At 68.6% G+C, this 15,502-nt stretch carries 16 protein-coding genes; 7 read left to right on the forward strand and 9 right to left on the reverse strand.

Annotated features, from left to right (window positions below):
- Positions 1-139 precede the first annotated feature (139 nt).
- The 5 genes from JIW86_RS37320 to JIW86_RS37340 form a co-directional block, all read right to left on the reverse strand.
- Positions 140-382, reverse strand: coding sequence for a protealysin inhibitor emfourin (locus JIW86_RS37320; protein ID WP_257558750.1), 243 nt, complete (start codon positions 380-382; stop codon positions 140-142).
- 334 nt (positions 383-716) lie between these two features.
- Positions 717-1,142 (reverse strand): pyridoxamine 5'-phosphate oxidase family protein, encoded by a 426-nt coding sequence (locus tag JIW86_RS37325; RefSeq protein ID WP_215140409.1) that lies wholly within the window; start codon positions 1,140-1,142, stop codon positions 717-719.
- Positions 1,143-1,178: 36 nt separating this feature from the next.
- Positions 1,179-1,487, reverse strand: coding sequence for a hypothetical protein (locus tag JIW86_RS37330; RefSeq protein ID WP_257558751.1), 309 nt, complete (start codon positions 1,485-1,487; stop codon positions 1,179-1,181).
- 186 nt (positions 1,488-1,673) lie between these two features.
- Entirely contained in the window at positions 1,674-3,194 is a 1,521-nt protein-coding gene (locus JIW86_RS37335) for a hypothetical protein (protein WP_257558753.1), read from the reverse strand.
- A 61-nt stretch (positions 3,195-3,255) separates the two neighbouring features.
- Complete coding sequence (locus JIW86_RS37340) at positions 3,256-3,453, reverse strand: hypothetical protein (RefSeq protein WP_257558754.1); 198 nt, start codon at positions 3,451-3,453, stop codon at positions 3,256-3,258.
- A 132-nt stretch (positions 3,454-3,585) separates the two neighbouring features.
- Here JIW86_RS37340 and JIW86_RS37345 point away from each other — a divergent pair, with 132 nt between their 5' ends.
- From JIW86_RS37345 to JIW86_RS37355, 3 genes are all read left to right on the forward strand, one after another.
- Positions 3,586-4,272, forward strand: a complete 687-nt coding sequence (locus tag JIW86_RS37345; RefSeq protein WP_257558755.1) for an O-methyltransferase — start codon at positions 3,586-3,588, stop codon at positions 4,270-4,272.
- Positions 4,273-4,477: 205 nt separating this feature from the next.
- Complete coding sequence (locus tag JIW86_RS37350; protein WP_257558756.1) at positions 4,478-4,870, forward strand: YciI family protein; 393 nt, start codon at positions 4,478-4,480, stop codon at positions 4,868-4,870.
- 319 nt (positions 4,871-5,189) lie between these two features.
- On the forward strand, positions 5,190-5,432 hold the full coding sequence (locus JIW86_RS37355; protein ID WP_257558757.1) for a hypothetical protein: 243 nt from the start codon (positions 5,190-5,192) through the stop codon (positions 5,430-5,432).
- A gap of 227 nt (positions 5,433-5,659) precedes the next feature.
- On the opposite strand, the gene JIW86_RS37360 is transcribed toward JIW86_RS37355, so the two are convergent.
- Together JIW86_RS37360 and JIW86_RS37365 are read right to left on the reverse strand one after the other, a co-directional pair.
- Positions 5,660-6,265, reverse strand: a complete 606-nt coding sequence (locus JIW86_RS37360) for a hypothetical protein (RefSeq protein WP_257558758.1) — start codon at positions 6,263-6,265, stop codon at positions 5,660-5,662.
- Positions 6,266-6,977: 712 nt separating this feature from the next.
- Positions 6,978-7,193 carry a hypothetical protein gene (locus JIW86_RS37365; protein WP_215140403.1) on the reverse strand — a complete coding sequence of 72 codons (216 nt, stop codon included), beginning with the start codon at positions 7,191-7,193 and terminating at the stop codon, positions 6,978-6,980.
- Positions 7,194-7,707: 514 nt separating this feature from the next.
- On the opposite strand from JIW86_RS37365, the gene JIW86_RS37370 reads away from it, so the two are divergent.
- Positions 7,708-8,283 (forward strand): DUF1062 domain-containing protein, encoded by a 576-nt coding sequence (locus JIW86_RS37370; RefSeq protein ID WP_257558759.1) that lies wholly within the window; start codon positions 7,708-7,710, stop codon positions 8,281-8,283.
- Between the two features lie 51 nt (positions 8,284-8,334).
- Here the strand turns inward: JIW86_RS37370 and JIW86_RS37375 are convergent, their stop codons facing one another.
- On the reverse strand, positions 8,335-8,871 hold the full coding sequence (locus tag JIW86_RS37375; RefSeq protein WP_257558760.1) for a hypothetical protein: 537 nt from the start codon (positions 8,869-8,871) through the stop codon (positions 8,335-8,337).
- Positions 8,872-9,260: 389 nt separating this feature from the next.
- On the opposite strand from JIW86_RS37375, the gene JIW86_RS37380 reads away from it, so the two are divergent.
- Positions 9,261-12,896, forward strand: coding sequence for a S8 family peptidase (locus tag JIW86_RS37380; protein WP_257558761.1), 3,636 nt, complete (start codon positions 9,261-9,263; stop codon positions 12,894-12,896).
- A 137-nt stretch (positions 12,897-13,033) separates the two neighbouring features.
- Positions 13,034-14,026, forward strand: a complete 993-nt coding sequence (locus JIW86_RS37385; protein ID WP_215140399.1) for a helix-turn-helix transcriptional regulator — start codon at positions 13,034-13,036, stop codon at positions 14,024-14,026.
- Between the two features lie 67 nt (positions 14,027-14,093).
- On the opposite strand, the gene JIW86_RS37390 is transcribed toward JIW86_RS37385, so the two are convergent.
- On the reverse strand, positions 14,094-14,711 hold the full coding sequence (locus JIW86_RS37390) for an ATP-binding protein (protein WP_322975578.1): 618 nt from the start codon (positions 14,709-14,711) through the stop codon (positions 14,094-14,096).
- Positions 14,712-14,887: 176 nt separating this feature from the next.
- Between JIW86_RS37390 and JIW86_RS37395 the strand changes: the two genes are divergently transcribed.
- Complete coding sequence (locus tag JIW86_RS37395; protein WP_257558762.1) at positions 14,888-15,487, forward strand: TetR/AcrR family transcriptional regulator; 600 nt, start codon at positions 14,888-14,890, stop codon at positions 15,485-15,487.
- The last annotated feature ends 15 nt before the right edge of the window (positions 15,488-15,502 follow it).

The following is a 15,502-nucleotide window of genomic DNA, read 5'->3' on the forward strand; positions in this document are numbered from 1 at the left end:
GGCTGTTCGACATCATTGAGTGCGTGCACGCGCGATGCCTTGCGCGGCCTCGCCGTGACGGGTGCGGGCCCGCCCAACTGCTGTCCTGGGTGAACACGGTCACCCAACGTTCAGGGCCCTCCCTACGTCGTGAGGCCCGTCAGGCGCCTTCGTCGAGGACGGTGCGGATCAGTGCTCGTTGGGCGTCGGAGAGGCAGGGGTCCTGGAGGTCGAGCACCTCGTCGTCGACGGTGATCCGGTAGTGGAAGCCGTCGGCCACGGGGGCGACGGCCTGTTGCGCGAGTTCCTCCAGATCCGCCGCGTCCGCGCGGCCCGAGGTGTTGAGTGCGCGGAGCTTCTCGAAGCCGGCGAAGCCTCCGGAGCGGGTGACCGTGATCAGCATGGCTGTACCTTCCTGTTCCTGGTGGTGTCACAGGGTCTGCACGTCGCAGCCATTGCGCGGATGCCCCGAACACCAGCCCGCTGTCACGGAACCGGGTCTCGGCAGTACGAACGTCCGGAAAGCGCCGCTGCGTGGCCGACCCGTCGTCGGCGGGCCGGATGGAGGGCCGCGAGGTCCGCGACCATCGCCAGACGGAAGCAGGGGTGGTTGTCACCGGACTTTGGACTGCGTGAACGTCGGCCGACTGGGATGCCGCCCTCCCCTGTCCCGCGGCGGGAAAGGGGCTCATCGAGGCGGCGGAGCAGCACCCCAGCCAGCCCATTCTGGCGGTCGTCTACACCTGGCCGAGGTCCGAACTCACCCATCGTGACGGACGCATGTGGATCACGACCTGCTCGCCGTGGTTCTTCCAGGCGTCGTCGACGTAGTCGTCCACCTTCGCAGCCGGCAGGTACCGCGAGGAAATCCACACCAGTTGCTCGCGCACCGCCGGTACGGTCGAGACGACCGGGCCTTCGACCGACACGTACCGGATCGTCGGCTCTACGCGGTCGACCATCAGGCTGAACCGGCCTGCGGACTCGATCAGTTCGGCCTTGCGGGAGTCGCGGCCGGTCATGATCCAGATGTCGCCGCCGGGGGAGTAGTGGTACCAGATCGGTACCGTCAGCGGTGCGCGGTCACCGCCCGCGCTCACGGAGAGGGCGGCGATGTGGGGTTCGGCGAGGAACTGCTCCCGCTCGGTCCGGGACAGTGCCATGGCATCCTCCTTCAGGATGGAAGGCGTACTCCGTTCTCAGAACTGACCGTCGACACCTGTGACCGCCGGAGGTCCCAAGGGCGCGTCCTTCTCCGAGAACCCCAGCTCCTCGAGGGCGCCGGCCGTAAGGCGGACGGCGTCGTTCTCGGCCGTTGCCCGGTCCGGTGCCTCGACTTCGAGCCGGACGGAAAAGGTGCCGTCCTCGTGGACCGTCAGCAGTTCCACGTCTTCGGTCTCGCTCAGGTCGGTGTGGTGCGAAGCCAGGCTCCTCGCCAGTTCGGACCGTGCTGCATCGTCGGCGTCCCTCAGGAACGTGCCGGGCACGGTGATGACGTAGGTGGTCACTGCTGCCTCCTGTCGGCTGGCAAAGGCTGGGCCTCGTTGTGGGATGCCCTGCTGTCGCGCTTCAAACCCCCTCAAGCTCGACAGATCAGACTGCCGGGTGCCGCCCGGCAGCCCCGCCGCGGCGTGTTTGGCTGCTGGCAGTGACGATCACTGCCGACACGCCACCGCCAACTATGGACGAGCTCGTCAGGCTGTGGCTGCCGCTAGTTCACGGCTGGAGCTTTCCACCATCGCTCGAACCATTTCGTCCGCAGACGGCCCGTTCTTCGGGCACAACGAGTCGAGGCTGTAGCCGTCCGGTGCCAGTCGCAGAAGTGTCTCGGAGATGTAGTTTCGCCGTTGGGCAAAAGCCGCGCCGTGGTCGTCATGGACCTGCTGCGGTGCCGGTGCCAGCACGGCTGCGGCGTCGTCGTGTTGGGCTTGCATCCCCACCACCGACAGGACCACGCGGAACGCCTCGGCCTCAGCCCGCTCAAGCTTCTTCAGTACTCCCGCCAAATCATCAGAAGGCGGGGCCTTGCGCAGCTGGTGCGCTTCCTTGACGTATCGGTCCAGCAGCAAGTGCAGCGACGACCCCGCCGGGGGAGGGGTCGGATCCATGGCGTCCAGAATGGAAGACAGCCAGTCCACCATGCGCTGGCCTGCGAGTCCGAGCTCGTCCCAGCACACCCCACGCAAACTCTCCCCCAGGTAGTGGGCCCTCTCGAATGCCTTTCGGCTGGGCGTCATGGGGCGGGGGGCATCTACCGGGCCGTATGCGTCCAGGTACTGCGGGGCGAGTCGTTCCGCGAGGGAGCAGAACAGCGCCAGGTGGACGTAGACATGGAACGCGGCCATGGCGCGGTGCGTGCCCCAGCAGTTCGACTTGTTGCGGCGTGGCAGATTCCACAGCGACACCACTCGGCGTGCATCGATGGAGGGGTCTTCGGGGATTTCGTTGAGGTCCCGGGCCAGCAGAGAATGGGCATTCCGGAAGTCATACAGTTTTTGGTGCAGTGCCTCGTGCAGCAAATGCTCGGCGACCCACCAAGGGTTCTTGAGTAGTTTCCGGTTCAAGAAGATGGCGCCGGTCAGAGTGAACTGAGAGGTGGACGCCTTGCCCTTCCACGGGCCGGTTCCGGCGTGGATCCCGATCTGGTGGGCGTGGCTCAGGGCACCGTGCGATGTCATTGGGAGCAGCTCTTCCAGGAGCCGGGCCCCTCTCTGCAGCGCTGCGAGGTCCTCGCGCGTGGGCGCGTGCAGGGGTGCACCGAACTGCCGTTCCGCGAATTGCTCGAACACGCGCCCGAAGATGTCGTTGTGTCGACCCCGGGTCCAGATCCACGGGGTGCGGGACGGCTCGCCGAGCCACCATGCGTCTGTGGCGCTGCCCTGCAACGGCCCGGTGGCAGAGCCGGCCTGAGCGTGCCGCGCAGTCGCGTCGAGCACCTGTGCACACAGTTCCGGGGGCACCGACTGCTGTCGCCCAACGACTGCCTGGGCCACGAGTTGCTGGACGCAGCGGCGTACGAGTGGATCGCCGAGGATTCTGTACACGGTCTGCGGTCCCGCCTGCTGCAGTTCCGTGAGGAGCCGTCGAGCGGCGGGCACGGAGGTGCTGATGCTCTCGAGCCGACGCCTGAATGCGGAATGCATCTGTTCAGTCACGTAGCGGCTGTCACCGAACGGACTGCGCGAAAGCGCCGCGTCGAATTCGCTCAACTTCATGTGCTGCTTCCAGCCTGCTTGATCCCGTGCCTGCATGCAGTATCGGCCGTAGTCGGAGGGGCTACTCCGGCTCGGTTTCGTCGACGTCGTTCTCTTCCACCTCGAAGTCGTGCTGGCCATCCGAGGTCTCCAGGGTTGCACTGATCGCGTTGTGTTCGGCCTGTATTTCCTCCACTTCCTTCTCTGTCACCGCGCGGTCAAATTTGAGAATCACGCGAGATTCTCCCTCGCGGCCTTTTGAGCTGTAAGAGGAACTCATTCTTCGTCTCACTCCTCGGCGTGTTTTAAACGGTCAAATCATACTGTGTGAGCATCGCGTGAGAACTTGTACCAGGACTCATTGTGAGCCTGTACCCGGGCGCCAGAAGGACCACCTGGAAGAGGACGTGAAATGGACCGGTTGGACGCTGCCGGCGGGTCGGAAGCGGAGTCGAGTGTCAGTCTGACCTTCGATCGGGAGATGTCGGCGTCAGAGGTCGAGCGGATCAAGCGCAGCCTGGGCGCCCGCACGGCCTTGCAAGTGCCCACCGCCGTGAGCGCCGCCTACGGGCGGGCGCGGCGGGTGGGCTTCGCCAAGTCCTCCCGTCCCGAGGTGGGCGCGTTGATGGCCGTGCTGGCGGCAGCGGTTCCTGCCGGCGGGCGCATTCTCGAGCTGGGTACAGGAGCCGGTGTCGGACTCGCATGGGTCGCACACGGGCTGCGCAGCCGCAGCGACGTCGAGGTGGTCAGTGTCGAGGTCGACAGGAACATGTCCGAGCTGGTGTCGAGCGCGGGCTGGCCTGACTGGGTGTCATTGGTCGTCGGCGATGCCCGGGAGGTCATCCCGACCCTGGGAACCTTCGACCTGGCGTTCCTGGACATCCCGGGAGAGTTGAAGGCCTCGGTGCTTGATGACGCCATCACCGCGTTGAGGCCCGGTGGGCAGTTGCTCATCGACGACATGAACCCGTACTGGCGCAAGTTTCGCAAACCCGTCGATGGATGCGATCCCGAGCAACTGCTCGAAGACCCTCGCGTGGTGTGCGCCCTGCTCCAGTACTCGAGCGGAATGATTCTCGTCTCGCGCCTGCGTGACTGACAGCGAGGCACGGGACCACCTGGTCGTCAGGGGTGGCGGCGGGCTCGCGGGTGCGTACTCGACCGTCGGTCCGGCGCACCTGCCGGGCGCGGGTACCCGGATGGATTTGGTGCTGGGGGCGCCGATGAGTTTTGTGGCGCCGGGCTGTCTACCTCTTTGTAAGCGCGAGAAGAAGCCCAGCAACCGCCCCGGAAGGGTGAGGAACATGAAGTACATGATCCAGATGAACGTGCCTGCCGATCAGTGGGACGCCATCATGTCGTCGTACTCCAAGGACGACATGGAGGCCATGTTCGCCCACATGGGCGCCCTCAACGATGACCTCACCTCCGCTGGTGAATGGGTCGAGGGACAGGGCCTCGGCGGCCCCTCCCTGGTCAAGACGGTGCGGGCCGGAAGCGACGGCCGGCCGCAGGTCACCGACGGGCCGGCTCAGGCGGGACACATCCTGGCCGGGTACTGGGTGGTCGACGTCAAGAGCGAGGACCGGGCCCTGGAGATCGCGGCACGCGCGTCGGCGTGCCCCGGACCGGGCGGGAAGCCTGGCAACGACCCGGTCGAAGTACACCCGATCCCCGAGGGCCCGACGGAGGCCTGAGCCGACAGATCGCGTCCACGGCAGTGCCCGGCCCCGGGCCGGCCCCGGCGAGCCGGACCGGACGGACTGAGAGCGCGGGTGTTGTCGGTCGGCGCGGGACGGGTGGGTGTTCAGGCGCCGGAAAGGGCGATCAGCCGGCGCCGCAGCACGGCGGCGCCGGACACGGCCGGTCCGTCTTCGTCGGCATCGCGATTCCGGCGGCCGAGGGCAGTTAGGGAGCCATCGGAGTGAGTCTGCGTTCCCTACGGCCTCATCTTGATGTTGCACCGGCTGACGCGCACATCTGCCATCGCGTCTTCGAGGAATCCTTAGGAGAGCCATGCGTATCCGTTCTGCTCTGACCACGTCTGTCCTGGCTGCGGGCGTCCTGCTGGGTGGCGCCGGCGCCGCCCTGGCCAACGACGGTGTCGACATCGACTACTTCTCCGGCGGCCACAAGGCCTTCTCGTCCAACTGTTCCTCCCTTGCGGCCGTTCCGGCGGCGCTCGGCCCCGTGTACACCTCGACCTGCGCGACGGAGGGCGAGAAGGAGTGGGCCGAGGCCGGTCACCTGGGCTCCTAGTAACAACTGGGTAGTGTCTCAAGGGCGGTTGCCGACGACGGCAACCGCCCTTGCGGCGTCTCCGCGCTCAGGGGCCGCTGCACACGCCGGCCTGACCACCCGACCCCGCAGAGGTCCCGGGCCGCCGGGTCACGGCACTGGGGACCCCAGGCCCGCGCCTGCCCCTTGCGATGACGCTCAGTCCCCGTCGCCGTCACTGCAAGCCGACGGGGCATCAACGGCAGCCTTCAGGGGCTCAGACCGGCCTGCCTGAGCGCCACCCGGGACAGGTCACCGATCACGCTTTCGTCTCCCCGGCGCCAGGCATCGGCGAGACCCCCGGGCGGAACGGAGACCGCGGCGAGGTCTGCCACCGGCCCGGTCAGGGCACGCAGTGCAAGCAGATCAGCACCACCGGGAGCGTCGACAAGGCCTCGGATCAGAGCACTGCGCCGGATCCAGCGCACGCGCGGGGGAAGCCAGAGGGCCAGCACGAAAGCCACCGAGGTGACGATCAGAGCGAATGCGGTCAGGTTGGCCAAGCGGCCGACGATGTCCTGCATCGACTGCCCGGCATCGGAGAGCCCGTTGCTGGCCTCGGCGGCGGACTGCAGCGGCTTCTTCAGGATGCCCCCGACCAGCGGCACGTTCGAGGCCGCATTCCCCGCATCGTTGAGGCCGGAGGCGAGACTGCCGCCCGCGTCCTCCACCTTCCGCCCCGGCTCGGCCAGCAGCATGATCCCATTGCGGACAGCCAGCGCGAACCTCACTGCGGCCACCACCAGGACCACGGCGACAAGGTCAGCGAGCACCTGTCGGCAACGACGTGCTCGAGTCTGGGCGTAAAGGCGCATCTGCTTGCTCCTGTTCCGGCGACGTCAACGGACAAGACCGGTCTCCAACCGGGTGAGGCGCGACAGCCGTGACGGCACACCGCGGTCCACCGCCCGACCGTACGTGGCATCTGCCCCGCCCAGGCAGGCGTCTTCACATGTCGACTTCACCGGCTCTGGGGCGGAGCCTCTCTCGACCTCTGTCGAAGACCGGTCTCTCGGGCCGGCGGCGGGTCGAGGGCAGGCACGGCACCCTCACCCTTCCCGGCTCATGTGACGGGCTGTCAGGACTCGGTCGCCACCTGCGTAGGGGGAGGGCTGGGCAGCGTGGGGCCCGGTGTGGACAGTTGACCAGGGGCGGCGTCTGAGGACCAGGTCGCCGCCGTGATTGCCTCGCGAGCGCGCAGTACGCAGGGCAGGGCCCTTGGCCGGGTCGGGTGCATGACAGGACCCGGTCGAGTGACTACGGGCCCGGCAGGGGCCTTCGTGCTTGGGCGTGGACGGTGTCCTGGCCGGGCGCCGCAGACGCTACCGCTCCTCGCTCGCGACGCATGCCCGTCGGCGACGCGCGCTTGTCCTACGCACCGCCGATGACGACGGCTCTCTCTGGGGTGCCTGGCCGTGGGGATTACTGGTTCAACGAGGCCGGCGGCCAGGACGGTCCCAACGGCCGCCTCCACACCTGATGAGCGCCGAGGCGGGCCCTGCGGGATCTGTTCGCGAGCCGAACGGCCTACTCCGTGAGTCGTTCCACCACCCGACGGGCAGCCTCCTGCTCGGCAGCCGGTGGCGACAGCTCGTCCAGGGTGTCGAGGTCGGTGTCCTGTTCGAGTTCCTTCTCCCACGCAGCGGCGAGCCGCTCCTGCTCCCCGCGCTCCTGGCGGCCCAGAGCCTCCCGGGTGGTCGGATCGAGAGCCGCCAGAAAGCGTTCAACCACGTCCGAGGACATCCGGTACTCCTTGTCGTTGGGGAAAGGGCGGATACGCGACAGCGCCGTGTCCAGCATGCGAAGCGCCGCCCGACGAGGGGGTCAGGCACGGCCAGGGACTGACCCGAATGGGCGCCACAATGGCCGGGCCGCCTTGGGGAGCCGATGGTCCGAGCGTCGGATGCATGCCGTGAAGCGGTGCAGCGGTACAAGCGTGCGATCCACGGGCGCTGCGCGACGAGCCCTCTCTCGGCCTCGGGGCACAGCCCGTGCAATGGCCCGTTGGATCGGGCTCTAGGGGATGTCCGGGGGGCGAGCGTGGTGCGGGCGCTCGCCGCGCGGCGTCGCCACCCGCCCGAAAACCAGTGGAGCCGCACTCCCGTGTGCCGTTACCGTGCTCCCGCCCGCAGTCACCCTGTCAAGGACGTGCCGTTGTACACCAAGTGAGACCCCCGAGCGCTGATCCGTCGCGCGTCGCACCTGTGCGACGTGCTCCTTTTCGCTGCGGTCTTCTCACTGGAACCGGTGTATTTCTGTGTCCAAAACCTGGGTGGTCGTGCCCACCTGCCTGCCGATAATTCTCCGCCGTTGCCACAGATGCGCCTCCGGGCGCTTCCGGGCGAACGGCAAATTCCGCGTCAACGCGAACCACAAGCTCCTCGACGCCTGGCTCCTCGCACTGTGCACCGAGTGCGGGGACACCACCAAACTCACCATCCTGGAGCGGATGAACGTGCGTTCCGTACGACCCGAGCTCCTGAACCTGATGCACGACAACGACCCCGGCCTGGCAGCCGAACTGCTCCAGGACCCGGTCGTACGGCGCCGCAATCGCATCGCCCTCGACTGGGACAACGCATGGCGCCTCGACAGCGGCGCGCCGCATCAGCCGGATCAGCCGCGTCAACCGCATCAGCCGGAGGGTGAGGCGATCGAGGTATCGGTCCGCTTTGCGGCGCGGATTCCTGTGCGGCCGATGCGACTGATCGCCGAAGGTTTCGGCTTTTCGCGTGCCGAGGTCGAGAGGCTGCTCGTCGAGGGAAACCTCGTGTCGACGGTCCGCCTGAGCGGCAAGCTCTCGGGCGACTTCACCTTCATGCTCAAGCGCTGAGTCCATCCGGCCCGGGGCCTGTCCGGCAGTATCCGATCCGCCGGACAGGCCCTAGCCCCGCGGCCCCCGGGTCGCTTCTGCGCGGCGGAAGGCCTCGTCGCAGGTCTGGCCGGAGCGGGTCGCCACCAGCGAGAGCTTGTCGACGAGGCCGCCGTTGGTGAACTCCAGGCGCCAGGAGCCGCTGGTCAGCGCCACCGCCGGAACGGGCTCGCCGTGGCGGGCCGTGACCTGCCAGCCGCGTTGTTCCAGGGCGGTTTCGAGGGCCGCCAGCCGGCCGTCGTCGGCGGGGCCGTCGCCCGTCCAGTCCGCGATGCAGTCGGCGAGCTCACCCTCCTCGGCGGGGGACGGGGCGTCCGGTGTGAGCCCGGCGGCGGTGGCGGCGGCGGCGAGTTCCGCCGCGACCGTGCCTCGCGAGGGGTCTCCGCCTGGGCGGGCGAGGGCCTTCGCGCCCGCAGGTTCCCGGACCCAGCCGTCACGGCCGTCATCCTCGGCCGAAGCCAGCACGACCCCGCCGACGACGAGGGTGCCCGCGAGCGCCGCGACCCCTGCCACAGCCGCCCACACGGCTACGCCCTTGCTCCTGCTCACGTTCGTCCCCCGCACTCATGTGGCCCGCAGCCGGGGCGTCGTGCTCCGGCGGCCGGTCACAGGTTAGGGGGTGGGCCTGGGCTGACCATGGTGGCCTGTGCCCCGTCACCCCGGCGGTGAGCGGTCGGCAAGGGTCGGCTTCGCGCTGCACATGCCGGCTGAATGCCTACGTGCGGAACGTGTGGCCTTGCGCGGATTCGCGCGGTTCACGGCTGGCAAGTCCTTGCCATGGCGAGGACTTGCCGTCAGCAGGTCTTCACGTCGGCATTCCTGGGCCGATAGACCCATGGCATGTTCTCCCCTCTCAGGCTTCCGCCTTCCGGCGCAGGCGTTGGCAGCTGATCTCGGCCGCCACCGTGGTGCCGCTGCTGGCGTCGGGGCTCGCAGTCATGCAAGCGCCCGCTCAAGCCGCTCCGAGCAAGCCCACCGTTCCAGCCAAGCCCTCGGCGACCCACAAGGTCACCCTGGTCACCGGCGACGTCGTCACGGTCACCACGATGGCCGACGGCAAGCAGATCGCCGACGTCGACCGGCCGGACAGCGCCGTCGGCGGCGTCAAGGTCCAGGAGATCAAGGGTGACCTGTTCGTCATCCCGGACGAGGCGGCGCCGCTGCTGGGCACGGACAAGCTGGACCGGCGGCTGTTCAACGTCACCGACCTGATCGAGATGGGCTACGACGACGCGAAGACGGCCGCTGTGCCGCTGATCGCGACGTACGCCCAGTCGAAGTCCCGCTCGGCCGCCCCGCCGACGGCCCCACAGGGCAGCAAGCTGACCCGCGACCTCAAGGGCATCCGCGGTGCCGCGCTCAGCACCGAGAAGCGGCAGGCCCGCACCTTCTGGACCACCGTCGCGCCGCAGGGCAGCGCGACGTTGGGCGCGGACGTGGCGAAGCTGTGGCTCGACGGTCGGGTGAAGGCCAGCCTCAAGGAGAGCGTGCCGCTGATCGGCGCGCCCGAGGCCTGGGCGGCCGGGTACACCGGCAAGGGCGTCAAGGTCGCGGTGCTCGACACCGGCATCGACGTCAACCACCCCGACTTCGCGGGCCTGATCGACGGCACGGCCAGCTTCGTGCCGGGAGAGGCCGTCACCGACGTCAACGGGCACGGTACGCACGTCGCCGGCACGATCGTCGGCTCGGGCGCCGCGTCCGGCGGTGACAACAAGGGCGTCGCCCCCGGCGCCGACCTGGTCGTCGGCAAGGTGCTCGGCGGCGCGGAGGGCTACGGCCAGGACTCCTGGGTCATGGCCGGTATGCAGTGGGCCGCCGAGACCGGTGCGGACGTCGTCAACATGAGCCTCGGCGACTCCTACCCGACGGACGGCAGCGACCCGATGTCGCAGACCGTGGACGCGCTGTCCGCGCAGTACGGCACGCTGTTCGTCATCGCCGCCGGCAACGCCGGCCCGGAGAGCATATCCGCCCCGGGTGCGGCCGCCTCGGCGCTGACCGTGGCCGCCACGGACAAGCAGGACCAGCTCGCGTCCTTCTCCAGCACCGGCCCGCTGGCCTACTCCGGCGCCATGAAGCCGGACATCGCGGCGCCCGGCGTGGACATCACCGCGGCCCGCTCCCAGGAGATGACCGACGGTGGCGCGGGCCTCTACCGCACCCTCAGCGGCACCTCGATGGCCACCCCGCACGTGGTCGGCGCCGCGGCGATCCTGGCCCAGCAGCACCCGGACTGGACCGGCGCCCAGCTCAAGGAACACCTGATGAGCACCGCGAAGGACCTGCACGACCGGTACTCGCCGTACGAGGTCGGCGCCGGCCGCCTCGACGTGGCCGCCGCCGTGCGCACCACCGTCCGCAGCACCGGATCGCTCTTCTTCGGCAACTACACATGGCCGCACGAGCCGAGCGACGTCGCCGTCACGAAGGACCTGACCTTCACCAACTCCGGTTCCACCGAAGTCAAGCTGAACCTGGCGCTGACCAACGACGGCGGCCCGTTCACGCTGCGAGCCACCACCGTGACCGTCCCCGCGGGCGGCACCGCCGCCGTCCCGGTGACCAGTGACCCGCAAACCGCCTCGGCCGGCCGGCACGTCGGCTACGTGACAGGCACCGACGCGACCACCGGGAAGCCGGTGACCCGCACCTCCGTGGCGCTGCTCAAGGAGGAGGAGCGCTACGACCTGAACATCAAACTGGTCGGCCGTGACGGCAAGCCCGCCGCGGGCTGGGCCACGGTCAACCTGGCCGGCGACTTCTGGCCGTGGAACGTCTACGTCGACGGCTCGACGACCATGCGCATGGCACCCGGCCAGTACACCGTCGCGGCGTACCTCGACGTGGCCGGCGAGAAGGCGGACCGCTCGGGTCTGGCCGTGTTGGTCCAACCGGAGACCTTGCTCAAGGACCGCCCCGTGGACGTGGTGCTGGACGCGAGCAAGGCACGGCTGCTGCAGACGGAGGCGCCGCAGCGCACCGAGGACCGCCAGCGCAAGGTCGACTTCAACGTCCACTACAAGGGCCTCGACCCGTACATGGACTACCGCAGCGCGTACGTGCTGCCGCTGACGTACGACGATGTCTACATCGCGCCGACGGAGCCCATGAAGCAGGGCGAGTTCATGCTGACCACCCGCTGGCGCAAGGGCGAGCCGCAGCTCAGCCTGAGCGCGCTGGGCGGTCGGCTCCAATACGAGGCCCTGGTACAGGCGGGCAGCGCCCTGGGCACCGCCACGGACAAGCTGGACGTCGTCTACGCGGGCAACGGCGCGGCGGCCGCGTACAAGAAGGCCGGAGCCAAGGGCAAGGCCGTCGTCATCGAGCGCAGCGACGAGGTATCGCCGCAGGAGCGCACCCAGGCGGCCGTCGCGGCCGGTGCGAAGGCGCTGATCGTGGTCAACGACGGTGCCGGCACCCTGATCGAGTACGTCGGCGAGTCGACCATCCCGGTCGCCACCGTGCACCGCGACGCGGGGAAGACCCTTGTCTCGATGGCCAAGGCCGGGAAGTTCCAGCTGACCGCGAAGCAGACCGAGTACACGCCGTTCGTCTACGACCTGACCCGGGAGTACCCCGGCCAGGTTCCGGACCGGGCCCTGGTCTACAAGCCGGCCAACGGTGACCTCGCCCGGATCGACGCCCGCTACTACTCGGCCACCGACGGCGGGCCGGCGGAAGGCTACCGCTCCGACTTCACCCTCAGCCCGTCGTTCAACTTCGCCGAGCGCGAGTGGCACCCGGGCACCCGCACCGAATGGGTGACCCCGGGCCAGGTCTGGCGGGAGTTCCACACGCAGGGCGTCGACGGAGCCCTGCCGTGGTCGATGGTCTCGGGCGACAACACGTACGCCAAGGGCAGCACCACCCGTCTGGACTGGTTCGCCCCGGCGACCCGGCCCGGCCAGGGCGAGTCCTTCGGCGTGTACAACTCCCGCTGGCAGAACTACATGACCTGGAACGTGCAGGCGTGGGCCTCCGCCAGCGACAACATGCGGCTGGGCGGCTTCCTGCCGTGGGGTGAGACGCCCTCCCACCTGCAGGTATTCCAGGGCGACACGCTGATCCACGACAACCCGGTCAGCGGGGACATGCAGTGGCAGGAGGTGCCGGCGGGCAATCTGCCCTACCGCGCCGTCCTCGGTGTGGAGCGGCCCGGTGACGTCTTCCGGCTGTCGACGCGCACCCACACCGAGTGGACGTTCATGTCCGACACCGTCGACTCGGACTTCTTCGAGCGGTTCTCGGTGCTGAACCTGGACTACAAGCTGGAGTCGGACCTGCACGGCGACGTCAAGGCCAACGCGACCCAGGAGATCGCGCTCAAGCCGGTGTCGATGGACGGCGGCACCGTGCCGGGCAAGGTCACCACGGTCAAGCTGGACGTCTCGTACGACGACGGCGCCACCTGGCAGAAGGTGACCCTGACCGAGGACGCCCACGGCTCCTGGACGGGTGCGTTCAGGACGGCGAAGAAGCCCGGCGGCTTCGTCTCGGTCCGCGCGAGCGCCGAAACGGACCGCGGCTTCAGCGTCAAGAACGAGATCATCCGGGCGTACGGCCTGCGATGAACCGCACTGTCGGGTCCCGGGGAGGCGACTCCCCGGGACCCTTCCCGTCAGACCTGCTCCCAGCAGGGACTGTTCAGGGACTGCCGCCATGGCGCATACTCTCCCCGCTGCGGCAAGAGGAAGAGAGCCGGTCGCCGATGCTGGATGTTCTGGGCCTCGAACCCGATGACGAGCGCGTCTACCGGGCACTGCTCGGACGGCCGAATTCCACCGCGAAGCTGCTGTCGGACCTTCTCGTCGAATCGCAAGCCGACGTGGACAAGGCTTTGTCCCGCCTCGTCACGTGGGGACTGGTGACCAGGTCGGCGGACGAGCAGTTCACCGCCGCGCCGCCGGCCATGGCGCTCGGCGCTCTCATCAGCCAGCGGCGGGACGGGCTGCGCATGGCCGAGCAGGCACTGGTGAGCTTCGCCGAGGAACACCGGGCGGCGATGACCGGGAGCAGCATCAACGATCTGATCGAGGTCGTCACGGGCGTCGACGCCATCCGTCATCGCTTCCTGCAGGTGCAGCAGGCAGCCCGCACCCAGGTCCGCACCTTCATCACCGCACCGTTCGTCGCCGTGCCGCCCGACGAGAACACGGCCGAACCCGTGGCCATCGGCCGCGGCGTGCACTTCCGGGCGGTACTGGACCGGGCCGTGCTGGCAGAGCCGGGCATCATCACCGATGCGATCCGTTCGCTGAACAACGGCGTGCAACTCCGTGTCGCCGACCACCTGCCGATGAAACTCGTGCTGGCCGACGCCGACCTCGGCCTTGTCCCGCTCGCGGTCACACCGGACGGCGAACCCGGTGCCGTGCTGTTGCACCGCAGCGGTCTGCTGGACGCGTTGGACGCGCTGTTCGAGACGGTATGGCGCACCGCCCACCCGCTCGAGCTGTCGGGCGCCGGCGGAGAAGCCGAAACCACCGTCGAGGTTGGTCCGGAAGGCCCGACCGACCTCGACCGCAGGATCCTCGCGCTGCTTCTGGCCGGCCTGACCGACCCGACGGCCGCGACACAGCTTGGTCTGTCGCCGCGTACGCTGCACCGACGCCTGCGCCACCTCATGGACATAGCCGGAGTTCGGACCCGGATGCAGCTTGGCGGATACGCCATCCGGCACGGCTGGGTAGAGCATCACTGAAGGTCCTACGCCGGTTCCGGTTCCGGTGAGGCATCCGGGTGCGTCACATCGGCGGCGCCGGGGACGCCTAGTGTGCCTGGTCGTGACCGGGGTTGGGGACGGCCAGTTCGAACCAAGTCGTTTTGCCGGTGGTCGTGCGATCGCTGCCCCAGTCCTGGGCCAGGGCGTCGACGAGTTCGATGCCACGTCCGCTTTCGGCATCGATGCCGGCGGTGCGGGGGACGGGGCCGGTCGCGCTGCCGTCCTCCACCTCGCAGCGCAGGACGGCACCGTGCACGCGCAGATTGACCCGGACCGGGCCGTGAGCATGGCGCAAAGCGTTTGTGACCAGTTCGCTGACCAGGAGCCGAGAGGTGTCGGTCACTTCGTGAAGTCCCCAGGAGGACAGCTGGGCTGTAAGGACTCGCCGGGCATGGCCGACCGAGGCCGGTTCACGAGCCACGGGCCAGGACGTGTCCCATATGCCGGCACAGATGGGCGAGGCGCCGTATGGGGCCAGGGCTCGCGACCACAGTGCCATCTGCCGTGCGACCCAGGAGGCGCGGGTACGACCGTCAACGCACTGCCCGCCGCGCGCGAAATCCGGCAGGACCGACCCGCTCCGGCAGGTCTGTCGGCGGAGGCGAAGCCCGCCGGACCGCCCGTCACTGTGTGCTGCGAGAAGGCCGACGTCCTGGGCGGCCATGCTGATCACTCCGTTCGGTTGGCTTGATGGAGGCCTCACGCCTCGTGATGTCGGTGTCACCGACCGCGTTCATGTAGCGCTCGCTACAACACCAAATATACATGTAGCGGGTGCTACAGTAAATACCCCCCATATCCGACATTCGGGGTTGGCGGTTTCAGAGGCGGGCGATCGGCATGGGACGGGCGGCTGACCTGGGGAAACGGGCAGATTTGCTGCGCCGGGTCCGCGAGTACGTGATCTGCAACGGGCTGGCGGACCTGTCCCTCCGCCCACTCGCCAAGGCGCTGGGCACCAGCGACCGCATGCTCCTCTACTACTTCGGCAGCAAAGATCGGCTGGTCGCCGAAGCGCTGGCCCAGGACGAGGGGAGACCGCTGTTGTTCTTGCGGCAGGCGCTCGACAGCGCAGGCGCACCTGCGGATGCCGCGGGCATGCGGCTCGTCATTGAAGAGCTGTGGAGTCAGTTCACGGCTCCGGAGCGCCGTGACGTCCTCCCCGTCACCTTCGAGGTGATGACGGCCAGCGTGCTCAACCCCAGCCGGTACGGCCCGGTCATGCGCAACCTCCTCGCCGAATGGAGGCGCCTGCTCGCTTCCGCGTTCGCCGGTCTCGGAATGTCTGACGAAAGGGCCGTTGCCGAGGCCGGGCTCCTGGTCGATGCCACCCTGGGGCTGCTCCACGCGCCGCTAGCCGACGGCGATTGGGACCAGGCGACAGCAGCCTTCCAGACACTGCTCGACCGCCTCGAACCCGCCTGGCAAGCCGTCGAGTGACCTACGGACCCGGGG

This window comes from Streptomyces sp. NBC_00162, from assembly GCF_024611995.1.
In the GTDB taxonomy this organism is placed as follows: domain Bacteria; phylum Actinomycetota; class Actinomycetes; order Streptomycetales; family Streptomycetaceae; genus Streptomyces.